Source organism: Escherichia sp. MOD1-EC6021, assembly GCF_002965245.1.
Classification (GTDB): domain Bacteria; phylum Pseudomonadota; class Gammaproteobacteria; order Enterobacterales; family Enterobacteriaceae; genus Escherichia; species Escherichia coli_F.
Genome location: NZ_PTRU01000012.1, coordinates 94,277 through 119,025 on the forward strand (window position 1 = coordinate 94,277; position 24,749 = coordinate 119,025).

The following is a 24,749-nucleotide window of genomic DNA, read 5'->3' on the forward strand; positions in this document are numbered from 1 at the left end:
CCTGGTTTTAGTGGCTACTGCGCTCGTCCTTGCGTGCACGACCTAATAACGTCAATGCTGCCTCGCGCGCGTTTTTTCCGCAATATAATACTTGATAAATTTCCTCGGTTATTGGCATTTCAACGCCGAAGCGATGTGCCAGTTCGCGGACTTCTTTCGTATTGCGGTAGCCTTCAACCACCTGACCAATCTTCTCCTGCGCGCTTTGTACATCCATGCCCTGACCGAGCATCATGCCAAAACGGCGGTTACGCGACTGGTTGTCGGTACAGGTAAGTACCAGATCACCCAGCCCCGCCATGCCCATAAAGGTGGCAGGATCGGCCCCCAGCGCCGCGCCAAGACGCGACATTTCAGCCAGACCTCGGGTGATCAGCGCCGTACGCGCATTCGCACCAAAACCGATACCGTCGGACATCCCCGCGCCAATGGCAATGACGTTTTTCACCGCGCCGCCAAGTTGCACGCCAATGAAATCCGGGTTGCTGTAAACGCGGAAACTTTTGCCACAGTGCAGCAATTGCTGGAGGTCATCGGCAAAGGTCTGGTCCGTCGAGGCCAGCGAAATAGCCGTCGGTAAACCTGCCGCCAGTTCTTTCGCAAACGTTGGGCCAGAGATAACCGCCAGCGGAATTTGATCGCCTAACGCCTCACGCGCCACGTCCTGTAACAAACGTCCGGTTTCCGCTTCCAGACCTTTGGTCGCCCACACCAGACGCGCATCAGGGCGCATCAGCGGTTTAATCTGGCGCAGCACTTCACCAAAGACATGGCTTGGCACGACGACAAGAATATTACGGCTGGCTGCCAGTGCGGTAGCGAGATCGCTTTCAAGATGGAGCGTATCGGGAAAAGGCACATCGGGGAGAAACGCGGCGTTACAGCGGTCGCGTTCAAGCGTCGCGATATGTTCAGGGTCATGGCCCCAGAGAACAACCTCGTGGCCATTTCTTGCCAGGGTGATGGCAAGAGCAGTGCCGTACGAGCCGGCACCGATCACAGTCATTGAAGCATTACGTTGGTTCATCAGGCATCCTGATGTTCTTCAGTACCTTCGCCAGCCTGCTGCTGCAAATAGTTCATGAACAGCGCATCGAAGTTAACCGGCGCAAGGTTCAGTTGCGGGAATGTACCGCGGGATACCATGCTGGTGATGCACTCACGAGCATACGGGAACAGAATGTTCGGGCAGTATGCGCCCAGGCAATGTGCCATCTGGGTGCCTTCGATACCCGCGATGGAGAAAATACCGCCCTGCTGAACTTCGCACAGGAACGCAGTTTCTTCGCCCAGGGATGCCGTTACGGTAACACGCAGTACCACTTCGTAAACGTCATCTGCCAGTTGAGAAGATGCCGTATCCAGATCAAGTTTAACTTCTGGCTGCCAATCTTTCTGGAAAACGTGCGGCGCATTCGGCGCTTCGAAAGAGATATCCTTGGTATAAATACGTTGGATCTGGAAAGTCATTTCAGTGTTGTTTTGTTCTGACATGTGTCGAAAACCCTTAAGTGTTGTCCTTAAATACTGCGCAATGTAATGCCAACGTTCACACGTTATTTCAGCAGGGGATCCAGTCCACCACGTGCATCCAATGCATACAAGTCATCACAGCCGCCAATGTGCTGTGCGTCAATAAAAATCTGGGGAACCGTGGTGCGACCGCTGCGTTTGATCATCTCTTCACGCTTAGCGGCGTTGCCATCGATCGGCAACTCCTGAAAACTCACACCCTTGCTGCTCAGCAGTGCTTTCGCACGATGGCAATACGGGCAGGTTTCTTTGGTATAGATTTCAACATTGGCCATAAATTAGCTCCTGTTTTTTACCCTGAAATTTCATGTTGCAGGGCGGCAGCAAAATGGAGTGTCCCCAGAAGCTTATAACAATAAGTCTCAGGGGGCCTAATTGCAGCTAACGGCCTGCATCATGAAAGACGGCAGGTAAATTATTTGCCGCGCACCAGAGGCAAGTTCTCGCCAGCCCAGCCAGCTACGCCCTCTTTCAGCACGAATACTTGCGCAAAACCTGCTTTCGTCAGCGCGTTTGCAGGCTCCTGGCACTGCATGCCAGAACCGTCTACCACGATAACCGGCTTGTCTTTGTGCTTCTCAAGCTCACCAACATTATTGGCTTTGATTTCGCTCGGCAACAGATTGATAGAACCTGCGATATGGCCTTTACGGAAGTCATCACGCTGACGTAAATCCACAACCACAGCGTCTTCTTTGTTGATCAGACGTGTAGCTTCACCACGAGTAATCACCTTCACTTTCGAGGTCAGACTCTTAAACGTAGTCACAAGAACCGCCACCAGTAACGCGATCCAGGCGATACTCAGTATGGGATGACGGCCAACAAATTGCATAATTTCTTGCATGGGGGGTAACAACTCCCGACGTAGTGATTAAAAAAACCAGGAAAGGAGTATACCTGCGCGGTGCGGCAAATACAGCCAGCGCGTTAACTGGAATGCAATTTTGCGGGGCGCTACGAAAAAAAAAGCATAAATCTGGCATCGGCTTGCCGCGAGCGGTCGTATATTTTGATCTTCAGAGGCTATTTTATCGATTCAGCTGTAGTAAAATTACGCAAATTTTGACTCTTGAGTATGAGGTTGTCGCAATGTCGGTTTCTAAAAAACCTATGGTACTGGTGATTCTGGATGGCTATGGCTATCGCGAAGAACAGCAGGATAACGCCATTTTTAGTGCTAAAACCCCGGTAATGGATGCACTGTGGGCCAATCGTCCGCATACCCTGATCGACGCTTCAGGTCTGGAAGTCGGTCTGCCTGACCGTCAAATGGGTAACTCCGAAGTAGGCCACGTTAACCTGGGTGCCGGCCGCATCGTGTATCAGGACCTGACTCGTCTGGACGTTGAAATCAAAGATCGCGCTTTCTTCGCTAATCCGGTGCTGACTGGTGCGGTAGATAAAGCGAAAAACGCAGGCAAAGCAGTACACATTATGGGTCTGCTCTCCGCAGGTGGTGTACACAGCCACGAAGATCACATCATGGCGATGGTAGAACTGGCAGCGGAACGCGGCGCAGAAAAAATCTACCTGCACGCATTCCTTGACGGTCGCGACACCCCGCCGCGCAGTGCTGAATCCTCGCTGAAAAAATTCGAAGAGAAATTTGCCGCGCTGGGCAAAGGCCGCGTAGCGTCCATCATTGGTCGTTACTACGCAATGGACCGCGACAATCGTTGGGATCGCGTTGAAAAAGCGTATGACCTGCTGACGCTGGCGCAGGGCGAATTCCATGCCGACACCGCTGTTGCCGGTTTGCAGGCTGCTTATGCTCGCGACGAAAACGACGAATTCGTGAAAGCGACCGTTATCCGTGCAGAAGGTCAGCCAGACGCGGCAATGGAAGACGGCGATGCGCTGATTTTCATGAACTTCCGTGCTGACCGCGCGCGTGAAATCACTCGTGCATTCGTGAACGCTGATTTCGATGGCTTCGCGCGTAAGAAAGTGGTTAACGTCGATTTCGTGATGCTGACCGAATACGCCGCTGACATCAAAACTGCGGTTGCTTACCCGCCAGCTTCTCTGGTTAACACCTTCGGCGAGTGGATGGCGAAAAACGACAAAACTCAACTGCGTATTTCCGAAACCGAAAAATATGCTCACGTCACTTTCTTCTTTAACGGTGGTGTAGAAGAGTCGTTCAAAGGCGAAGATCGCATTCTGATCAACTCGCCGAAAGTGGCAACTTACGACCTGCAGCCGGAAATGAGCTCCGCAGAGCTGACCGAAAAACTGGTTGCGGCAATCAAGAGCGGCAAATACGACACCATTATCTGTAACTATCCGAACGGCGACATGGTAGGTCACACCGGGGTGATGGAAGCGGCGGTTAAAGCGGTTGAAGCGCTGGATCACTGCGTGGAAGAAGTCGCGAAAGCGGTTGAGTCCGTGGGTGGACAACTGCTGATCACCGCTGACCACGGTAACGCTGAACAGATGCGCGATCCGGCAACGGGTCAGGCGCACACAGCGCACACCAACCTGCCTGTTCCGCTGATTTACGTTGGCGATAAGAACGTGAAAGCGGTTGAAGGCGGCAAACTTTCTGACATCGCGCCGACCATGTTGTCGCTGATGGGTATGGAAATCCCGCAAGAGATGACTGGTAAGCCGCTGTTCATCGTGGAATAATCCCTCCCCATGAGGGGAAAGGCGATTAATACCATGACACGGGCCGTGAAACCGCGCAGGTTTGCAATCAGGCCCATCATCTACGCCAGCGTTCTTAGCGCTGGCGTATTGTTGTGCGCCTTTTCCGCCCACGCGGATGATCGCGACCAACTCAAATCTATTCAGGCCGATATCGCCGCGAAAGAGCGCGCGGTACGCCAAAAGCAACAACAACGCGCAAGCCTGCTCGCACAATTGAAAAAGCAGGAAGAAGCGATCTCTGAAGCCACTCGCAAGCTGCGCGAAACGCAAAACACACTCAATCAACTGAATAAACAGATTGATGAGATGAACGCATCGATTGCCAAACTGGAGCAGCAAAAAGCCGCCCAGGAACGCAGCCTCGCCGCGCAACTGGATGCCGCGTTTCGTCAGGGCGAGCATACCGGTATTCAGCTCATTCTCAGCGGTGAAGAAAGCCAGCGTGGTCAGCGTTTACAGGCTTATTTCGGTTATCTCAACCAGGCGCGACAAGAAACCATTGCTCAGTTGAAACAAACGCGTGAAGAAGTCGCTATGCAACGCGCCGAGCTGGAAGAGAAACAGAGCGAGCAGCAAACGCTGTTATATGAGCAGCGCGCCCAACAGGCGAAGCTGACCCAAGCGCTGAACGAGCGTAAAAAGACGCTGGCTGGGCTAGAGTCTTCCATCCAGCAAGGTCAACAACAGTTGAGCGAGCTGCGCGCCAACGAATCTCGTCTACGTAACAGCATTGCCCGTGCGGAAGCGGCAGCGAAAGCGCGTGCTGAACGTGAGGCGCGCGAAGCCCAGGCGGTTCGCGACCGTCAGAAAGAAGCGACGCGCAAAGGCACCACCTACAAACCGACCGAAAGCGAAAAATCGCTGATGTCCCGAACTGGTGGCCTGGGCGCGCCGCGTGGTCAGGCATTCTGGCCGGTTCGCGGGCCGACGCTGCATCGTTATGGCGAGCAGCTACAGGGTGAGCTGCGCTGGAAAGGGATGGTGATTGGTGCTTCTGAAGGTACTGAAGTTAAAGCGATTGCCGACGGTCGGGTGATTCTGGCTGACTGGCTGCAAGGCTACGGTCTGGTGGTGGTGGTTGAGCATGGTAAAGGCGACATGAGTCTTTACGGCTATAATCAGAGCGCACTGGTGAGCGTTGGTTCGCAGGTTCGCGCGGGCCAGCCAATTGCACTGGTGGGCAGCAGTGGCGGTCAGGGTCGGCCTTCACTCTATTTCGAAATTCGCCGCCAGGGTCAGGCGGTCAATCCACAGCCGTGGTTGGGAAGATAAGTTTTGTTTCCATTTCGTCGTAACGTTCTTGCATTTGCCGCTCTGTTGGCGCTCTCCTCCCCCGTACTTGCTGGCAAACTTGCCATCGTCATTGATGATTTTGGGTATCGCCCGCACAACGAAAACCAGGTGCTGGCGATGCCTTCCGCTATCTCCGTCGCTGTATTACCCGATTCACCGCACGCCAGAGAGATGGCGACCAAAGCGCATAACAGCGGTCACGAAGTGTTGATTCATCTGCCAATGGCACCGTTGAGTAAACAGCCGCTGGAGAAAAATACGCTGCGCCCGGAGATGAGCAGCGACGAAATTGAGCGCATTATTCGTAGTGCGGTCAATAACGTGCCCTATGCCGTGGGGATCAACAACCACATGGGTAGCAAGATGACCTCTAACCTGTTTGGTATGCAGAAAGTGATGCAGGCACTGGAGCGTTACAATCTTTACTTCCTCGACAGCGTAACCATCGGTAATACCCAGGCGATGCGCGCCGCGCAAGGCACTGGCGTGAAGGTTATTAAACGGAAGGTGTTCCTCGACGATTCACAGAACGAAGCAGACATCCGTGTGCAGTTTAATCGTGCAATTGACCTGGCGCGTCGCAACGGTTCGACCATTGCCATTGGGCATCCTCACCCTTCAACGGTACGCGTGTTGCAACAGATGGTTTATAACCTGCCGCCAGACATTACACTGGTGAAAGCCAGCAGCTTGCTGAATGAACCGCAGGTTGATACTTCTACACCGCCGAAAAACGCTGTGCCTGATGCACCGCATAATCCGTTCCGTGGCGTGAAACTGTGTAAACCGAAGAAACCGCTGGAACCGGTTTATGCTAATCGCTTCTTTGAAGTATTAAGCGAAAGCATCAGCCAGAGCACGCTGATCGTTTACTTCCAGCATCAGTGGCAAGGCTGGGGCAAGCAGCCCGAAGCGGCAAAACTTAACGCTAGCGCAAATTAAAGGCGCTACGCGTAATGCGATGGTGCGACCGCGTTTTGTCGCGCCATTGCCATAAGCGGAAAGACCACAGTAACGCCTGATAACCCACCTTTATGCTGCGTACATTGGAAATCAGGCGCTTATACATACCGGAAGTAAATATCTCAGCAATCATCCGTTGGCGGGTAATAATATCTGGCTCTTTACGTACCGCATGGCAAACACGTAATGCTTCGTAAGTTATTTGTTGATGAAATTCCGGGTAAATCACTATTCTGTCTGCGTAATCGCGATTTAACTTTTCCAACAGTCGGGTAATCTTAATATAGTGGCGTTGATAATTAAGGTTTTTATTTCCCTGTCTATTCAATCGGCTCACTGACGTATTATGCAAATAATATTTATATAACGATTGCTCGGTATATCGCACGCGTTGCGCGTTAAACATAAATTCTGTTGTCCAGACAATATCTTGATGATGTAATCCGGCAATAAATTTAATGTTATTTTTAACAATGACATCACGACGATAAACCCCCATCCAGACAACGTGAGTCCAACGGCGGGAAGAAAGCCCCATCCGCAACCAGTCCGGGCCGGTTAATACGCCGGTTGAGCGAAGGCGATCGGTGGGGATGGACTGCCAGGTTTCTCCCGTTTCACGAAAACACCAGTCAGCATTGCACTGCGCCACGTCGAGGTCGTCCTCTAACGCCATGGTCATCAGCGTTTCGTACATGGTGGGATAGACCTCATCGTCAGCATCGACAAAAGCGACATATTTGCCCGTCGCCACCTCGATCCCACGATTACGCGCCACCGATGCGCCAGCATTCGCCTGATGCAACAAACGAACGTGCGGATAGTTTTCTGCGTAATGCTTTGCTATTTCAACAGAATTATCCGTTGAACCATCGTTAATAATAATGATTTCCAGAGCAGTCCAGGTTTGCGCGATTAAAGATTCCATGCAAGTACGGAAATCATCTCCCGCATTATATAACGGGATAATAACACTGAGTTTATTGGTGCTGTTCATCATAAATACCGACGACCTCTAAAGTTATCCTGATGTTTTACAGGCTTTGTATTAAGAAACCATTAAGCCTGTGAGATATTATTTTTACAGGTGAGAGAGTCACTTCAGGGTAGAGAGATAATGAGAGCAGCTATATAAGAGATCAGCGCAATTACGAACTCTTTATTACACTGACAGGATTTTACATATTTAACAGATTATCCTCAGGGAAAAGGGCTGGTATTTTGGATTTTCAGATTGTAGACCAAGTGCGCTTTGTTTATGCCGGATGCGGCGTAAACGCCTTATCCGGCCTACCAAATTGTGCAAATTTAATATTTTGCAGGAACCGCGTAGGCATGATAAGCGTAGCGCATCAGGCAATTTTGTGTTTGCCATCAGCTTCAAGGGCTGGTATTCCAGCCCTTGTTCGTGTTAATCCCAGCTCAGAATAACTTTCCCGGACTGGCCCGAACGCATAGCGTCAAAGCCCTTCTGGAAATCATCAATGGAGAAACGATGGGTAATGATCGGCGAGAGATCGAGGCCAGACTGAATCAGCGCCGCCATCTTGTACCAGGTTTCAAACATCTCACGACCGTAAATACCTTTAATGAACAAGCCTTTAAAGATCACTTTGGTCCAGTCGATAGACGTATCAGACGGCGGGATACCCAGCATCGCAATGCGACCGCCGTGGTTCATGGTGTCGAGCATGGTACGAAACGCTGGCGGCGCACCGGACATTTCCAGACCGACATCAAAGCCTTCGGTCATGCCTAACTCCGCCATCACGTCATTGAGATTTTCTTTGGCGACGTTAACCGCACGGGTGATACCCATTTTACGCGCCAGCTCAAGGCGGTATTCGTTAACATCAGTAATCACCACGTTACGTGCACCAACGTGTTTCGCCACCGCCGCCGCCATAATACCAATCGGGCCTGCACCAGAGACCAGCACATCCTCGCCCACCAGATCAAACGACAGCGCGGTATGCACGGCGTTACCGAAGGGATCAAAAATGGAAGCCAGATCATCGGAGATATTGTCGGGGATTTTGAAAGCGTTGAACGCCGGAATCACCAGATATTCTGCGAAGCAGCCCGGACGGTTAACACCGACACCGATCGTGTTGCGGCACAGATGGGTACGACCGCCACGACAGTTGCGACAGTGACCACAGGTGATATGGCCTTCACCAGAAACGCGATCGCCAATCTTGAAGCCTTTCACTTCCTGACCAATACCGACCACTTCACCGACATATTCATGGCCCACGACCATCGGCACCGGGATGGTTTTTTGCGACCACTCATCCCAGTTATAGATGTGAACGTCAGTCCCGCAGATGGCTGTTTTACGGATTTTAATCAGCAGATCGTTATGTCCGAGTTCCGGTTCAGGAACGTCGGTCATCCAGATGCCCTCTTCCGCTTTCAGTTTGGATAACGCTTTCATCTCACATCCTCACTCAGGCGATTACGCCCAGTTGTTTACCAATACGCGTGAACGCTTCTACCGCACGCGTAATTTGCTCAGGGGTATGCGCCGCAGACATCTGGGTACGAATACGCGCCTGACCTTTCGGAACGACCGGATAGAAGAAACCGGTGACGTAAATCCTCTCTTTCTGCAGCTCACGGGCAAATTTCTGCGCCACTACTGCATCGCCAAGCATGACCGGAATAATGGCGTGATCGGCTCCCGCCAGGGTAAAGCCCGCCGCCGACATTTGCTCACGGAACTGACGCGCGTTCGCCCACAGACGGTCACGCAGTTCGCTGCCCGCTTCGACCATCTCCAGCACTTTGATGGAAGCGGCAACAATGGCCGGTGCCAACGAGTTGGAGAACAGGTACGGACGAGAACGCTGACGCAGCCACTCAACGACTTCTTTACGCGCTGCGGTGTAACCGCCAGAAGCGCCACCTAAGGCTTTACCGAGCGTGCCGGTGATGATGTCAACACGGCCCATCACATCGCAGTATTCATGGGAGCCGCGACCGTTTTCACCGACAAAACCGACGGCGTGAGAGTCATCAACCATCACCAAAGCGTCGTATTTATCCGCGAGATCGCAAACCCCTTTCAGGTTGGCAATTACGCCATCCATAGAGAACACACCATCGGTGGCGATTAATACATGACGCGCCCCGGATTCACGCGCTTCTTTCAAGCACGCTTCCAGCTCTTGCATATTGTTATTGGCATAGCGATAGCGTTTAGCTTTACACAGACGCACACCATCAATAATAGACGCGTGGTTCAGTGCGTCGGAGATAATGGCGTCTTCCGCGCCCAACAGCGTTTCGAACAGGCCACCGTTAGCATCAAAGCAGGAAGAGTAGAGAATCGCATCTTCCATCCCCAGGAAGGCCGCCAGTTTTTGTTCAAGCTCTTTATGGCTGTCCTGAGTGCCACAAATAAAACGCACCGAAGCCATGCCGAAACCGTGAGAATCCATTCCCGCCTTTGCCGCCGCAATCAGATCCGGATGATTCGCCAGTCCGAGATAGTTATTGGCACAAAAGTTAATGACGTGGCTTCCATCAGCCACAGTGATGTCTGCTTGTTGCGCAGACGTAATAATGCGCTCTTCTTTAAACAACCCTTCCGCCCTTGCGGTTTCCAGATCGTTGGTTAACTGCTGATAAAATTCTCCACGCATTGCGATTCTCCAGACAGGGCAAATTCCAGCACATATTACCCAAACTTATAGGTTGCGACGAGATGACGCGTTAACACTTCTGCAAAATTCAGGATAAATAACGTCCATCAATCTCACTTTTGGCGAATGGCTGAAGCGAACGCCGTGTAGTGATATGATAGAAGCATTCGTGTCTGAGATTGTCTCTGACTCCATAATTCGAAGGTTACAGTTATGATCATCGTTACCGGCGGCGCGGGCTTTATCGGCAGCAACATCGTTAAGGCCCTGAATGATAAAGGCATCACCGATATTCTGGTGGTGGACAACCTGAAAGACGGCACCAAGTTTGTGAACCTGGTGGATCTGAATATCGCGGACTATATGGATAAGGAAGACTTCCTGATCCAGATTATGGCTGGCGAAGAGTTCGGCGATGTCGAAGCGATTTTCCACGAAGGCGCGTGCTCTTCCACCACCGAGTGGGATGGCAAGTATATGATGGATAACAACTATCAATACTCCAAAGAGCTGCTGCACTACTGTCTGGAACGCGAAATCCCGTTCCTGTATGCCTCTTCCGCGGCCACTTACGGCGGTCGCACCTCCGACTTTATTGAATCCCGCGAGTACGAAAAACCGTTGAACGTCTACGGTTACTCAAAATTCCTGTTTGATGAATATGTTCGCCAAATCCTGCCAGAAGCGAACTCGCAGATTGTTGGCTTCCGCTATTTCAACGTTTATGGACCGCGTGAAGGCCATAAAGGCAGCATGGCGAGCGTCGCTTTCCATCTCAACACTCAGCTTAACAACGGTGAATCACCGAAGCTGTTCGAAGGTAGCGAGAACTTCAAACGTGACTTCGTCTATGTGGGCGACGTGGCTGATGTGAATCTGTGGTTCCTGGAAAATGGCGTTTCCGGCATCTTCAACCTCGGCACCGGTCGTGCAGAATCCTTCCAGGCAGTAGCAGATGCTACGCTTGCTTATCACAAGAAAGGCCAGATCGAATACATTCCGTTCCCGGATAAACTGAAAGGCCGCTATCAGGCGTTCACTCAGGCAGATCTGACGAATCTGCGCGCGGCGGGTTACGACAAACCGTTCAAAACCGTTGCTGAAGGTGTAACGGAATACATGGCCTGGCTGAATCGCGACGCATAAGAGCTCTGCATGAAAATACTGGTGATCGGCCCGTCTTGGGTTGGCGACATGATGATGTCGCAAAGTCTCTATCGCACGCTCCAGGCGCGCTATCCCCAGGCGATAATCGACGTGATGGCACCGGCATGGTGCCGTCCATTGTTATCGCGGATGCCGGAAGTTAACGAAGCTATCCCTATGCCTCTCGGTCACGGTTCGCTGGAAATCGGCGAACGCCGCAAACTGGGTCATAGTCTTCGTGAAAAGCGCTATGACCGCGCCTACGTCTTACCCAACTCCTTCAAATCCGCATTAGTGCCTTTCTTCGCGGGAATTCCTCATCGCACCGGCTGGCGCGGCGAGATGCGCTACGGTTTACTCAACGATGTACGCGTGCTCGATAAAGAAGCCTGGCCGCTAATGGTGGAACGCTATGTCGCGCTGGCCTATGACAAAGGCGTTATGCGTACCGCACAAGATCTGCCGCAGCCATTGTTATGGCCGCAGTTGCAGGTGAGCGAAGGTGAAAAATCATATACCTGCAATCAATTTTCGCTCTCATCAGAACGTCCGATGATTGGCTTTTGCCCCGGAGCGGAGTTTGGTCCGGCAAAACGCTGGCCACACTACCATTATGCAGAGTTGGCAAAGCAGCTCATTGATGAAGGCTATCAGGTTGTTCTGTTTGGCTCGGCGAAAGATCATGAGGCGGGCAATGAGATTCTTGCCGCTCTGAATAACGAGCAGCAGGCGTGGTGTCGGAATCTGGCGGGGGAAACACAGCTTGATCAAGCGGTTATCCTGATTGCAGCCTGTAAGGCCATTGTCACTAACGATTCGGGTTTGATGCACGTTGCGGCGGCGCTTAATCGTCCGCTGGTCGCCCTGTATGGTCCGAGTAGCCCGGATTTCACACCGCCGCTATCCCATAAAGCGCGCGTGATCCGCCTGATTACCGGCTATCACAAAGTCCGTAAAGGTGACGCTGAGGAGGGTTATCACCAGAGCTTGATCGATATTACTCCCCAGCGCGTACTGGAAGAACTCAACGCGCTATTGTTACAAGAGGAAGCCTGACGGATGCGGGTTTTGATCGTTAAAACATCGTCGATGGGCGATGTTCTCCATACGTTGCCCGCACTCACTGATGCCCAGCAGGCAATCCCGGGGATTAAGTTTGACTGGGTGGTGGAAGAAGGGTTCGCACAAATTCCTTCCTGGCACGCCGCCGTTGAGCGAGTTATTCCTGTGGCAATACGTCGCTGGCGTAAAGCCTGGTTCTCGGCCTCCATAAAAGCTGAACGCAAAGCGTTTCGTGAAGCGCTACAAGCAGAGAACTATGACGCAGTTATCGACGCTCAGGGGCTGGTAAAAAGCGCGGCACTAGTTACGCGTCTGGCGCATGGCGTAAAGCATGGAATGGACTGGCAAACCGCACGCGAACCTTTAGCCAGCCTGTTTTACAATCGTAAGCATCATATTGCAAAACAGCAGCACGCCGTAGAACGCACCCGCGAACTGTTTGCCAAAAGTCTGGGCTATAGCAAACCGCAAACCCAGGGCGATTATGCTATCGCACAGCATTTCCTGACGAACCTGCCTACAGATGCTGGCGAATATGCCATATTTCTTCATGCGACGACCCGTGATGATAAACACTGGCCGGAAGCACACTGGCGAGAGTTGATTGGTTTACTGGCAGATTCAGGGATTCGCATTAAACTTCCGTGGGGCGCGCCGCATGAAGAAGAGCGGGCAAAAAGACTGGCGGAAGGATTTGCTTATGTTGAAGTATTGCCGAAGATGAGTCTGGAAGGCGTTGCTTGTGTGCTGGCGGGGGCTAAATTTGTTGTGTCAGTCGATACAGGATTAAGCCATTTAACTGCAGCACTGGATCGACCGAATATCACGGTTTATGGGCCAACCGATCCGGGATTAATTGGCGGGTATGGGAAGAATCAGATGGTATGTAGGGCACCGGGGAAAATTTTAAATAATCTCAACGGTCAAGCAGTTTTGGAAAAGTTATCATCATTATAAAGGTAAAACATGCCAACCTTCATTAAACTTCATTCATGGAAACCTTACACTCCGAAATCATCTATGATTTTAGAGATAATAACTTATATATTATGTTTTTTTTCATTAATAATTGCATTCGTCGATAACACATTCAGCATAAAGATGTATAACATCACTGCTATAACTTGCTTATTGGCACTAATTTTGCGTGGCAGACAAAAAAATTACAATATAAAAAACCTTATTCTGCCCCTTTCTATAATTTTTATAGGCTTGCTTGATTTAATTTGGTATTCTATATTTAAAGTAGATAACTCGCCATTTCGTGCTACTTACCATAGTTATTTAAATACTGCCAAAATATTTATATTTGGTTCTTTTATTGTTTTTTTAGCACTAACTAGTCAGCTAAAAAATAAAAAAGAGAGTGTATTATACATTTTATATTCTCTGTCATTTATAATTGCTGGATATGCAATGTATATTAATAGCATTCATGAATATGACCGTATTTCTTTTGGTGTAGGAACGGCAACAGGAGCGGCATATTCAACAATGCTAATAGGGATAGTTAGTGGTGCTGCGATTCTTTATACTAAGAAAAACCATCCTTTTTTATTTTTATTTAATAGTTGCGCGGTACTTTATATTCTGGCGCTGACACAAACCAGAGCAACACTACTCCTGTTTCCTGTAATTTGTGCTGTTACATTAATAGCTTATTATAATAAATCACCTAAGAAATTTACTTCCGCTATTGTTCTTCTAATTGCTATATTGGCTAGTATTGTAATTATATTTAATAAACCAATACAGAATCGCTATAATGAAGCATTAAATGATTTAAACAGTTATACCAATGCTAATAGCGTGACTTCCTTAGGTGCAAGGCTGGCAATGTACGAAATTGGTTTGGATATATTCAAAAAGTCACCTTTTTCATTTAGATCTGCAGAGTCGCGCGCTGAAAGTATGAATTTGTTAGTTGCAGAACACAACAGGCTAAGAGGGGCATTGGAGTTTTCTAACGTACACCTACATAATGAGATAATTGAAGCAGCGTCACTAAAAGGTCTGATGGGGATTTTTTCTACCCTTTTCCTCTATTATTCACTATTTTATACAGCATATAAAAAACGCGCATTGGGTTTGTTGATATTAACGCTTGGCATAGTGGGGATTGGACTCAGTGATGTAATCATATGGGCACGCAGCATTCCAATTATCGTTATATCCGCTATAGTCCTCTTGCTTGTTATTAATAATCGCAACAATACTATTAATCAAGAATAGACAAGTTTAAGAAGTGAGTTTTAACTCACTTCTTATCTATACAAATTAATCTCTTTACTGAATCAGTTAAAATTTCAGTATCGATATCTTTTATCGTAAATGTTGGAGATACTATTTGTATAGATTGATTATTATTCGGAGCCCAAATTAAATATGAGGGATATTCCGGAGTACGTGAATTAGGATAAAATGCAAGAGTTGGTTTATGATAAGCAGCAGCGATATGAACAAGAGCAGTATCAACAGAAATGACAAAATCACTATACTTGGTCAACGCAACAGTATAAATAAACTCGTCAAATGGTAGTGTTTCAATTTCAGGTATTGGTATTGTCAATAAATCTTGTGGTAACCCAGTAAATATCACTCGATAATTCTCAAATTGTACTTTCACTTCTTGATATATAACTTTTATTTGTTCAAACGTAAGTCGGCATATTTTTTTTGCACCTAATGGGTTAATGATGACTATCCTTGTATTCCCAATAAAATCTATTATTTTATTTTCAACATCTACAGGCAAATGCAAGTCGTAGTCGGTGGAAAATTCACCCTCACCATAAATATGCTTCAGTATTTCTATTGCTCGTGTACTCATATGTTCTTTTAAACATTCATCATGGGGATGGTAGAATGAATAGTAACGCTTATACCATTGATCAAAACCCAGAATGTAAGAATCTTTTAAACTTGATAATATTAAGCTATGCTTAAATGAGGGCATAGTTTCAAAGGGGTCTAATACAATATCGAACTGTAAATCCCGCAAATGCTTACATAGAGTAAGCATTTTAAGGAAACCTGTTGATTCTTTAATACAGAATCCAAATATATTTTTATTGTTAGAGAGAAACTCCCCTCCCTTTCTATTTGTGAGAATGGTTATTTTAACTCCTTTACTATAAAGCTCACGATAAATCGAACTTAATACAATTAAATCACCGAGTTTATTATTATCATGAATGATAAGGCATGATTTAACTTGTGCGAGATCTGTAACTTGGTTATTGATTTTTTTACGAAATAAAAAAGAAAGAAAATTAATCTTGATTTTGTTTATATAAAATCTTTTCTTTTTGTGAAAAGTTCCTAAACGCATTTTTATACCATATAATTTTAGTTTCAGGATGATTAATTAGCATAAGAATCAGTTGAAGCTTTATATTCCATTTTTTTCCTTATCTTATCCTTTGACTCTTCTGTACTGATATCGAGAGGTTTAATAAATGGAATTACATCGTAAGAAATAGCCGTATCATCTGACAAATTATAAATATTAATATCTTCTACATTATCACGCATAAAACGGAAAAATGGCAAGATTTTAAACAAATCCCTACTCAATTCCGAGGGCATAGGTTTGTTACTTTCGTCATAGAAACGAGAACAACTACCAGTTAAATCAAGACCAGAACAAATAATCCGCGCATACTTAAGTGTATATGCTATTTGAATTGCAGCAAAGGCAATAGTATGGCATGAGCAATAACCAAGACTGATGTCCTTGCTAAATCCGACCAGACGACCTTTTTTAGACAACGGTACAGAGATCAGCAGTTCTTTATGAATCTGACTTAATATATTAAATTTTATCTTCTTTATCAAACCGCCTTTTTCTCGGCGGTAAAAGGACCGTAATACGAGGCAGTTTTGGAGGATATAAAGTTTATCTTCTTTGGAAGCGTGTTCATAAACGTCGACGTTTACTATGGTATAACGACTTCTCTGGCTAAATTTATAAAAATCATCACGACGCTGATGCAAGAAGCGAACATCAGTAAGTACATAAATATAGGGAATAATATTATGACTTAGTAGATATTGCGCGGAACCATTGACAGCAATAACATCCCTTGTCTGCAGAACTGACAATGGTGTTTTTTGCGATGTGGGGCCGGAAAGAAAAATAATAACATCATCAGACGTTTTACTTTCTATCAGGTTTTCAACATCTTTTTTGTCAATGTATCTAATATTCTTCATGATAAACCTGTGAAATAATAACTCCGCATAGAAATGTTCTGACGAAGACGTTTAAATGTAAGACTTTTACTTTATCGTGCTGGCTTTCCTTTCAAGCGGCGCATAAGATTACGTATTTTTTTACGATAAACTAAAAGATAATAACCGAGATCTTTAATCTCATTATTAATACCATAATGTCGTTCTAGATCAATACGATCTTTCGCTTTACGTTGTGCAGATGCCCGTTTTCCTGAAAGATCAATAATGCGTACTTCACCATTTTCAATAATAAAATTACCACGGTGAGGATCACCAGATACCATACCATGTTCGTGCAATGAACGGATTGATTGTTGAATTTTATTTTTTAACGTTTCATCAATATCGGGGATATCACACAACTCAACGCCATCGATATATTCGATAAGCATGATGTAAGTATGGACAAAACGTAATGTTTTCCGTTCTGCTAACAAATAGAAGTCATTGAGAGAATGCAGCCCCTCGTTACGCACTTTTTGAGTTTGCTCAAAAAGGCGTTCATAATAATCTCCCTTTAAAAGAGATTTAAAGAAACGTTCGTTGCGTTTAACTTTAGGAGAAAAAACTTTAAGTATCAATTTACCGTAATCGGTATCAATAAGCATGACTTTTGTATCATCTATAGAACGAAAAACTTTGATGATATTAATATCATAAGAAAGAAAGTCATTTAATACATTGAGATACTTTGAATTGTTTTCATCGGTAAAAACAACCAAGTCTTTGATCTTGCTCTTCTGAATCATAATAAACCAGTTAAATGTTATTTACGGTAATATTTTCGGCAAAGATAACAGACTCCTGCTATAATTCCTGAGATATAGTGATGCTGCACTAAAAGATGTTTATATCTTTTTTTAAATTCAATAATTGATTTTGCATCTCGTGGCGAGTCATCTTTCCATGGCGAATTTTCTAAAGCTATTTTATAGTATTTTACCGATGGATAAATTGCCCATTTGTGCCACGGTTTAGTTGCACCTGTATAATGAATAAGAAGAGTACTTTCTGTAATCAGCTTTTTATAGTTTTGATGTGTTTTATCTTTTAATTCACTTTTAATTGTATAAATTGTATTGTACTCACGAGGCAAAAATATTGTCATCCCTTTCAGTAAGACATTCATAACATCCTGATCAGGGTATTTATAAACATTATCTTTACTCATAAGAATAGACAACGCTTTTTCTGTTAGTTTTGCGTCAGCCCATTTTTTTAAATCTAAATAAACGACACCAGAATTAAAGTACTGCCCAAGTAATTCAGGATCAGACAACCTGGATACCGCCTTTTCCTGCATTGGCTCAACATCTTTAACAACAGCAGCAACCGCTCCGTTTAAATCCAGATGCAATAGTTGGCTAATATCGCCTTTACAAACAACATCTGCATCAAGATAAAGCAAACGATCAAGCGTTAAACCCAATAATTGAAATGCAAATAAACGGAAGTACATTGCTCTTGACCAGACCTGTGTACAAGGCAAGCACTGGAGCTTATCAGTGTTAATTCTATATAACGTGATTCTTAATTGGTATTGCTCTGCAAGCTTTGCAACTTTTTGAAAAAAACCATCATTATAAACATCAGCAATAATATAAAAATCAAGATTAATATGTCGATTATTTAGGACAATTGATGTGATGGAAATACCTACACCATCAAGATAATTAGCATCGACACCATAGGCAACATTTAAACATTCAGAAGTATTTATATTAGCAAGCCGAAAATCCCAGGCTTTAACTTTATCTATCTCTATGGCAGGAAATGAGTCCACAATGCTACCCTTATATCATTACTTTATAGTTTCCCAGTTTTAATGCTTTATCTTTTCAATAAAATAAAAAAGATAGTTGCTAAATCCTTTTAGATATCTATGCTTTTTAAGCATATGTTTTGCGCTATATCTTAATTGATTGCTATTGTTCGGTTTCAGCAACGCCGTATTCTTCCATGGCGAAGCATTTTTTGCCTCCATAAAGGCTTGTGATACAGGATAATCCCAGGCCCAATCATGCCAGGGCTTGGTTGGTCCGATATAATGGATAAAAATAGTATCGTTGGTTACTGGGTTTATAAAGCTTTCTTTAAGTTGATAATTTAAGCTAAACTGGGTGTTATATTTAATATCAGCAAAAATAAGTTTATCTGCCAGCAACATATTTAATACATCCTGATCAGGATGTGTTATCTTTTTGATTATTTCTGGCTCATTTAGCATTGCAATGGCTCGGGCAGAAACCTGCTGAGCCGCCCATTGGGCAGTATTAATCAATAAAAAACCCGAGTTAAAGTAACCTTTAGCAATTCCCGCAACACCTAACGAATGGGCGCGTTTTTCCCACCAGTCAGCTTGCCCTTCTGTAACAACCATTGCGACTTTATCGCCAGGAAATGAGAAATTAATTAGTGGCTCAATATTCCCCTGACAAATGATATCTGCATCCAGATAAAGGACTTTAGACGCCTTATTAATAAAGTAATCTGCAATAACAAAACGAAAATATATTGCATGAGTCCAATTCTTTGTGCTAGGCAATGAGCGCAGTCGATCACCATTAATCAGATATATTTTAATTCTGGTTTCATACTGCAACGCCAGGGCATCAAAATACTTACGATCATCATCACCAAAATAATCCGTAAAAATATGGAAACACAATCGACTTCCTTCATTATACTTTAATATTGAAGCAATCGAAATTCCGCAACCAAATAGAAAATTTTTGTCAGTTCCATAAGCGATGTCCAGACAAAGATTTTCTGTTTCTACTTTATGATTATAATCAATAACTGAATTAAGAAACTCAGTTTCCTGGAAAAACACCTGCTGCATTATTTCCTCCGGGAAATAGCAGAAATAATTATCTTATGTAATCTATCGTAATACTTCGATTGGTAAAACTTATCGATCGACGCAGGAATTTTTTCATGTTCGATATGAATTTCACCTGCTATATATTTATTTAGAAGAGTTACAAAACCAGCAATATCTCCCGGTTGATACAGATGACCATTGACATCAGGTTGAATAATGTCAGCAGGCCCGGAGACACAATCGGCACTGATACAAGGAATCCCCCATGACAAGGCTTCAAGTAGGGTCATTGGGAAACCTTCAAAAGATGACGTGAGCAATAATGCACTCACTTTTTTAATATCTTGCTGGACCAATTCCCAGGGATGTTGTTGCCAACCATACCAGACAATTCGATCATCAATATTTAGTTCTCTACTATAAGCCTGGCATTTTTCAAAATCGGAACCATCACCCAATACATGGAGTTTCCAGTTACCTTGCGCTTGTGATAAGCCATCAAGCAGGTCTTTAACTCTCTTCTGGCCTTCAAATTTCATACGCCCAACATAAATGAACGTTGCCGTTTCGGCTTCCTCGGGCGCGGGAATGACTGAATCTTTGGCTTCGACGGGATTAAAAATAACATTTATCGTCGATTCTGCTACCCCCCGATTAATCATTTGCTGTTTAATGCCAGAGCTGATTGCTAAATGATAGTCGGCACAGGTGATATATTCAGCATGTTTTTTGTGATCTAAAGAAAAATGTGGCCATGAAAATACTGGCACATCAATTCCTGATTTTTTACGTGCTTTTGCGGCAAACAGGCAGGAGATCACATCAATACAAATAACGATATCCGGTTGATAATCCCGCAGCCATTTGCTTAAAGCATAAATATGTTTCGCCCGACGTAAAAAGCCTAAACGAATATTGGAAAATGAACACGAGTACTGTATACCCTCTAGCCATCCCTTATCCATTTTGTCATTACGACAAAAGAAAAACATTTCACTTTGGATATGTTGTTGCCTGAAGTTGCTAATGACATCACGGATGACTGTTTCCATGCCGCCAAATCCAGAAACGGCTTCGCCGATAAACGCTATTTTCATAGAAGATCTCATTAATTGAGTAAAACTCACTGTTTTAACGGTTTTATTTATCTATAAAATCAGAAACAATCGTTGACATCATTTTATCTGGACTGAATTTATATAAACTATCATAATCCATTGGTTTAACAGATGAGTTAATAAAATACTCTAACTTATCCCAATCATCATGACCTATTATAAAAAAGCGAGACTCACTATAGATTTCTGAAGTAAGTATATTTATATTATTGGTGATTAATTTCTTATTGAAAAATAGCGCCTCAAGTATACGAAGAGTCCAACCAGATTGGTTTTCTTTAGTTATATCAACAATTATATTAGCATTTAATGTTCTTCTAATATTCTCTTCATAAGGCATTTGTTTTTCAATCAAATACTTTGAAGTCGGTGATGATGTCTTATCTTTGACAACATTAAAATCTAACTTACATCCTAGTGTTGCTAGTCTATCGGCTAACTCATTAATTATTTGAAGACGCCCTTTATCTCGACCAAGAAAGAAACATATTGGCTGACTGTTATTTTTGTCAGATAAGTTATAATTCGTAATCTCCTCCATCCCTATAGGAAAAAATTGTTCTATTGCTTTGGTCTTTTCATTCCCTATAAATCTATTTTCAAAATCATATATAACATCGAAATAATTGGCGTTATCAAAAATAAAATCTTCGCTAACAGTATTTCTTAGAAGCAAAACTTTATGACAGTTAATGTTTTTTAATATTTGTTTATTGATACCTTTATTAATAACACTGTCATTAAAGATAATTATGTCATCTTTTCTAATATCATTGAGGTAATGTTTGATGAATAATCGCCCCAGCCATGCATTGTCCATCCCTATTTTTGAGATTTTCTTATTAATCCAGTTGTATTTTTTTGGTGTCGTTATGTTTTTTATCTTGTACTTTTTTTTCAGGTACTGGATCATTTTTAATTCATAATCTGCAACCCAGTTTATAAAATAAATAGTCATAATGAAGTTAGTTCCAGTACATACTGATAAATATTTTTATAATCCTTTACGTTGTGTTCGCTCTTTAATACGCTCGGCCTTAACGCTTGTCATGTTCAATAAGTTCTGTTCAAGAGACAATATTTTGCGCAAAGGCATCCCAAAATAAACCTTCATAAATCGCCATATGTCTCTTTGCGTCAGGCCAATATTCATTGATGAGAAATATAAACCAATCAGGTCTTTATCGCGCCAACGGCGCGGTACTTTTGCACGTATCTGTGCCCGATGCAGATCGATAACCGAAATTTTTAATTCATCTTCCCGGCCAGTAAATGGTAAATGAAGCAAAAAGTGGCAAATGTAGCAGTCGCGGTGATTTATCCCTGCGGCGTGCATTTTACGCACCATGGTTGCCACTCGTGTAATCAGCATACGCTTTACACGTATATCAGGCGGGTTGACTGCCCAATCAGCACAATAATCTTCAAGGCTAATCGTGGGAGTGAGATCTTCGGTAATAATAAATGATGTGCGAGTTAATGGATTTAACCCTTTTTCACCAAACCCAATGCCCTTCATTGTATCAACGCCAACATCACTCAGGCGATGAATAGCGTGCCACTCTCTGTCTGCGCCCAAAACGGGCATCCGTAATGAGAGCAGGTTTTTTACAATCTCTTTTAATGTCGTCCCTTTGTGCCATTTAAGAAAATAGCTTTTCCCGGCCAGTTCAAAGCGTAATGTGCGACGCGTCTCGAGTTCACGAAAGACCTCGCCATTCAGTTTTTTGACTTCTTCAAAAGCATCTTTACCACGCCAAAATGTGGCAAGCGGCTCTTTTAATTCAACCATCTAAACCACCTGTAATGATATCTGCGGCTTTCTCTGGCAGGCTATACAAATCCTGAGTATCGGCATAATGGCGAGCATTCTCCGCCCAGGCCATTCGTAATGGAGACTGAGTTAACGCTTTACGTAAAACTTCATTTAACTGTTCCTGGGAGAATGGTTCAGCGATAACCGTTCCACAATTGGCATCCGCAATATAATGCGCGTACCCACATACCGCAGTTGTTAAAACAGGTAATCCAGCAGTGATTGCTTCAAGAAGAACGATACCCGCGGCTTCCTGATAAGCGGGATGCAGTAATAAATCAGCGGCTGCCATTAATTCTGACACATCATTGCGACCGGAGAAGAAATGCACATTGCTCCGCACGCCGAGCTTTTCTGCCAGCGCTTCAAATTTTCGCGGCTTATCCTGGCCAACAACAAATAAAAGCGTATTGTGACGTAATGATTCCGGTAACGATGCCAAAGCTTCAATTGAGCGATCCACACCTTTACGGCCAAAATCTGATCCAACCTGCAGTAATAAGTTTTGTTGCTCTTTTATGCCATTTTTCTGGCGATAAATTTCACGACTGTTTGGGATTTGCTCGCTGTATTTTCTGTCCGGATAAATACCGGGAGGAAGAATTTGAAAACGTTCAGGTTCGGTTTGATAATGCTTCTGGAAATCGGCGATTTGCTTATCGGTCAGCATCATAAGTTTCGTCGATTTACCCTGCTCGAAAGTCGCCCGCTCAAATGCGGCATAATGGCGATATCGTGATGTTAAACGATATAAAAAACCTTTTTCTTGCGCAACTTTCTCGGCGTAACAAACATCAGCAGCAAAATAAACATCCAGACCTGGCATCTTATTAAACCCAACAACGCGATCTGCGGGATGCTCTTTGAGATGATTTTGTACCCAGGCATAATACTCTGCATTGCGTCCATGGTTGGTATGGGACTTAACTGGCACCTGAATAAGCTCAAATGCTTTTGGGCAATCACCTTCCCACGACTGCGTATAGACCCGAACATGGTGGCCCCGAGCGGCAACTGTTGATGCAATACGCATAAAGTCACGTTGAAGCCCACCAAATGGAAAATATTTATATAAACAAAACGCCACGATCATAATTGTGCATTCCTGTCAGCTGAAGGGGCATCTTCTGGCAACAGCTTTTCCGTAGCGGCAATGACATCCTCCGCTGGAATAACAGAAAGATATTTTTTGTTGCGGTCAAGTTCGTGCCGGGTCGGCATTTTCTGATAATTCCCCGCCCAGAACTGAATAATATTATCGGTCCATGGACGCCAGAATACATGATCAGTGGCCCCAAACAGGCTAATAACTGGCGTCTTCACAGCCGCCGCAATATGCCCCGGCGCAGAATCCACACCAATAAAGAGCACTGCATGATCAATTAATGCGCCCAGTTCAGGAAAACGTGTTTTACCGGCAAGGCCGGTAATAGGTTTTGTTTGGCAGCCTCGTGCAATTTCATCTACGCAAGCGAGATCATCTGCCGAAGGGCCACAAGTCAGCACAACCTGATAACCACGATGTTGCAACGCATCGATAACCATAGAAAATTTATCGTTGTCCCAGCACTTAAATATCTGTCGGGCTGTCGGCTGGATAACGACGTAATGATCTTTCACGCCCAGGGCATCTAATTCCTGGCGCATCTTCTTCCAGCAATCTTCGGCGTAACTCATTGTTGTGTCAGTGTAGAAATCGGTAATACCTAATGGCTCAAGGACCGATAAATTCCGCTCAACAATATGTGTACCGTGTATTGGCGCTAAGTGAGTGAAGCTTTTTTTCCAAATGCCATGCTGCCGATGACCATAAAGTTGCGATATTTTCATCCGTGCAGGTAAACAACGTACCAGCAGCGCCACCATCCACTGATCCGTAAGATTAATGACCAGGTCATAATTATTTCCGCGCAGAGTTTTTATCAACGAAAGCACATTTTTAATTTTATCGAATGTTCCCGCACCTTTATTGCTTATCCCGTAGAGTGCATTAATTTCTGGGTTTTCAGATAAAATCGGAATTGTATCCTGGTAAAGCAGCATATCGATTTTTGCGTCGGGATAATTCTGCTTGAGTGTACTGATTACAGGAGTAGTTAATAACATATCTCCGTGATATCGCATCTTTATGACCAGGATTTTTCGAAATGGCTTTTCCACTAGCGACTCTTTTGTGTGATTGTCTGGTTAGTTAAGCAGAAAAAAAGCACGCTACCGCCCCAGGCTCAACAGCTACCTGAATACTGATAACGCACTTACTTTGACGTGCTAGTGTATCATTTCTTTCGCAGCAATCCGACCCGAATGATTTTTATACACAAAATGTTTTTTAATTATAAAATTCAAATAGATAAAAAATATCATACCGATAAGGTCGGTATGGCTTATGTAGAGTTGAAAATGGGGCTGAGTTTCAATGAATCGCATAAAAATACAAAAAAAATGAAGATGTA

24 protein-coding genes are annotated in these 24,749 nt (G+C 44.7%); 7 read left to right on the forward strand and 17 right to left on the reverse strand.

Going from position 1 to position 24,749, the window contains the following annotated elements; genetic code table 11:
* Positions 1-7: 7 nt before the first annotated feature.
* The 4 genes from gpsA to BEB54_RS15340 all read right to left on the reverse strand — a co-directional run bounded on the left by gpsA (position 8) and on the right by BEB54_RS15340 (position 2,380).
* Positions 8-1,027, reverse strand: coding sequence for an NAD(P)H-dependent glycerol-3-phosphate dehydrogenase (gene gpsA, locus BEB54_RS15325; RefSeq protein WP_001076194.1), 1,020 nt, complete (start codon positions 1,025-1,027; stop codon positions 8-10).
* Positions 1,027-1,494, reverse strand: coding sequence for a protein-export chaperone SecB (secB, locus tag BEB54_RS15330; RefSeq protein ID WP_000003377.1), 468 nt, complete (start codon positions 1,492-1,494; stop codon positions 1,027-1,029). The genes gpsA and secB overlap by 1 nt, the downstream gene beginning before the upstream one ends.
* A gap of 62 nt (positions 1,495-1,556) precedes the next feature.
* A complete protein-coding gene (gene grxC, locus BEB54_RS15335; RefSeq protein WP_000024392.1) occupies positions 1,557-1,808 on the reverse strand; it encodes a glutaredoxin 3 in 252 nt (83 codons plus the stop codon).
* Positions 1,809-1,948: 140 nt separating this feature from the next.
* Positions 1,949-2,380: a rhodanese-like domain-containing protein gene (locus BEB54_RS15340; RefSeq protein WP_001156181.1), complete on the reverse strand. Its 432-nt coding sequence runs from the start codon at positions 2,378-2,380 to the stop codon at positions 1,949-1,951.
* 245 nt (positions 2,381-2,625) lie between these two features.
* Between BEB54_RS15340 and gpmM the strand changes: the two genes are divergently transcribed.
* Genes gpmM through BEB54_RS15355 form a run of 3 tightly spaced genes read left to right on the forward strand, consistent with a single transcriptional unit; the run spans position 2,626 to position 6,426 of the window.
* On the forward strand, positions 2,626-4,170 hold the full coding sequence (gpmM, locus tag BEB54_RS15345; RefSeq protein ID WP_105277681.1) for a 2,3-bisphosphoglycerate-independent phosphoglycerate mutase: 1,545 nt from the start codon (positions 2,626-2,628) through the stop codon (positions 4,168-4,170).
* 33 nt (positions 4,171-4,203) lie between these two features.
* A complete protein-coding gene (gene envC, locus BEB54_RS15350; RefSeq protein ID WP_230146813.1) occupies positions 4,204-5,463 on the forward strand; it encodes a murein hydrolase activator EnvC in 1,260 nt (419 codons plus the stop codon).
* Positions 5,464-5,466: 3 nt separating this feature from the next.
* Positions 5,467-6,426: a divergent polysaccharide deacetylase family protein gene (locus tag BEB54_RS15355; RefSeq protein WP_088542001.1), complete on the forward strand. Its 960-nt coding sequence runs from the start codon at positions 5,467-5,469 to the stop codon at positions 6,424-6,426.
* Here the strand turns inward: BEB54_RS15355 and waaH are convergent.
* The 3 genes from waaH to kbl all read right to left on the reverse strand — a co-directional run bounded on the left by waaH (position 6,413) and on the right by kbl (position 10,094).
* Positions 6,413-7,447 (reverse strand): UDP-glucuronate:LPS(HepIII) glycosyltransferase, encoded by a 1,035-nt coding sequence (gene waaH, locus BEB54_RS15360; RefSeq protein ID WP_024240353.1) that lies wholly within the window; start codon positions 7,445-7,447, stop codon positions 6,413-6,415. The genes BEB54_RS15355 and waaH overlap by 14 nt on opposite strands.
* Positions 7,448-7,858: 411 nt before the next feature.
* Entirely contained in the window at positions 7,859-8,884 is a 1,026-nt protein-coding gene (tdh, locus tag BEB54_RS15365) for an L-threonine 3-dehydrogenase (protein ID WP_105277680.1), read from the reverse strand.
* 13 nt (positions 8,885-8,897) lie between these two features.
* Complete coding sequence (gene kbl, locus BEB54_RS15370) at positions 8,898-10,094, reverse strand: glycine C-acetyltransferase (RefSeq protein WP_105277679.1); 1,197 nt, start codon at positions 10,092-10,094, stop codon at positions 8,898-8,900.
* Between the two features lie 213 nt (positions 10,095-10,307).
* On the opposite strand from kbl, the gene rfaD reads away from it, so the two are divergent.
* The 4 genes from rfaD to BEB54_RS15390 are packed head-to-tail and all read left to right on the forward strand — an operon-like array spanning position 10,308 to position 14,534.
* Positions 10,308-11,240 carry an ADP-glyceromanno-heptose 6-epimerase gene (rfaD, locus tag BEB54_RS15375; RefSeq protein WP_000587764.1) on the forward strand — a complete coding sequence of 311 codons (933 nt, stop codon included), beginning with the start codon at positions 10,308-10,310 and terminating at the stop codon, positions 11,238-11,240.
* A gap of 9 nt (positions 11,241-11,249) precedes the next feature.
* Complete coding sequence (gene rfaF / locus BEB54_RS15380) at positions 11,250-12,296, forward strand: ADP-heptose--LPS heptosyltransferase RfaF (RefSeq protein WP_105277678.1); 1,047 nt, start codon at positions 11,250-11,252, stop codon at positions 12,294-12,296.
* A 3-nt stretch (positions 12,297-12,299) separates the two neighbouring features.
* Entirely contained in the window at positions 12,300-13,259 is a 960-nt protein-coding gene (rfaC, locus tag BEB54_RS15385) for a lipopolysaccharide heptosyltransferase RfaC (protein ID WP_105277677.1), read from the forward strand.
* A 9-nt stretch (positions 13,260-13,268) separates the two neighbouring features.
* The gene (locus BEB54_RS15390) at positions 13,269-14,534 is read left to right on the forward strand and encodes an O-antigen ligase family protein (RefSeq protein ID WP_105277676.1); all 1,266 of its coding nucleotides are present in this window, start codon (positions 13,269-13,271) and stop codon (positions 14,532-14,534) included.
* A 25-nt stretch (positions 14,535-14,559) separates the two neighbouring features.
* On the opposite strand, the gene BEB54_RS15395 is transcribed toward BEB54_RS15390, so the two are convergent.
* From BEB54_RS15395 to rfaQ, 10 genes are all read right to left on the reverse strand, one after another.
* Positions 14,560-15,633, reverse strand: coding sequence for a glycosyltransferase family 9 protein (locus tag BEB54_RS15395; RefSeq protein WP_105277675.1), 1,074 nt, complete (start codon positions 15,631-15,633; stop codon positions 14,560-14,562).
* 32 nt (positions 15,634-15,665) lie between these two features.
* Positions 15,666-16,517, reverse strand: a complete 852-nt coding sequence (gene waaZ / locus BEB54_RS15400) for a 3-deoxy-D-manno-oct-2-ulosonate III transferase WaaZ (protein WP_105277674.1) — start codon at positions 16,515-16,517, stop codon at positions 15,666-15,668.
* A 71-nt stretch (positions 16,518-16,588) separates the two neighbouring features.
* Positions 16,589-17,287, reverse strand: coding sequence for a lipopolysaccharide core heptose(II) kinase RfaY (rfaY, locus tag BEB54_RS15405; RefSeq protein ID WP_105277673.1), 699 nt, complete (start codon positions 17,285-17,287; stop codon positions 16,589-16,591).
* A gap of 17 nt (positions 17,288-17,304) precedes the next feature.
* Positions 17,305-18,321, reverse strand: a complete 1,017-nt coding sequence (rfaJ, locus tag BEB54_RS15410) for a lipopolysaccharide 1,2-glucosyltransferase RfaJ (RefSeq protein ID WP_105277672.1) — start codon at positions 18,319-18,321, stop codon at positions 17,305-17,307.
* 39 nt (positions 18,322-18,360) lie between these two features.
* Positions 18,361-19,380 (reverse strand): lipopolysaccharide 3-alpha-galactosyltransferase, encoded by a 1,020-nt coding sequence (gene waaO / locus BEB54_RS15415; RefSeq protein ID WP_105277671.1) that lies wholly within the window; start codon positions 19,378-19,380, stop codon positions 18,361-18,363.
* Positions 19,380-20,459: a lipopolysaccharide 1,6-galactosyltransferase gene (gene waaB / locus BEB54_RS15420; RefSeq protein ID WP_000683957.1), complete on the reverse strand. Its 1,080-nt coding sequence runs from the start codon at positions 20,457-20,459 to the stop codon at positions 19,380-19,382. Before waaB ends, waaO begins: the two co-directional genes overlap by 1 nt.
* 43 nt (positions 20,460-20,502) lie before the next feature.
* Entirely contained in the window at positions 20,503-21,438 is a 936-nt protein-coding gene (gene rfaS, locus BEB54_RS15425) for an LPS core biosynthesis protein RfaS (protein ID WP_105277670.1), read from the reverse strand.
* Between the two features lie 36 nt (positions 21,439-21,474).
* Positions 21,475-22,272 (reverse strand): lipopolysaccharide core heptose(I) kinase RfaP, encoded by a 798-nt coding sequence (gene rfaP, locus BEB54_RS15430; RefSeq protein ID WP_105277669.1) that lies wholly within the window; start codon positions 22,270-22,272, stop codon positions 21,475-21,477.
* Positions 22,265-23,389, reverse strand: coding sequence for a lipopolysaccharide glucosyltransferase I (rfaG, locus tag BEB54_RS15435; protein WP_000634283.1), 1,125 nt, complete (start codon positions 23,387-23,389; stop codon positions 22,265-22,267). The genes rfaP and rfaG overlap by 8 nt, the downstream gene beginning before the upstream one ends.
* Positions 23,386-24,456, reverse strand: coding sequence for a lipopolysaccharide core heptosyltransferase RfaQ (gene rfaQ / locus BEB54_RS15440; RefSeq protein ID WP_105277668.1), 1,071 nt, complete (start codon positions 24,454-24,456; stop codon positions 23,386-23,388). Before rfaQ ends, rfaG begins: the two co-directional genes overlap by 4 nt.
* Positions 24,457-24,749: the final 293 nt, after the last annotated feature.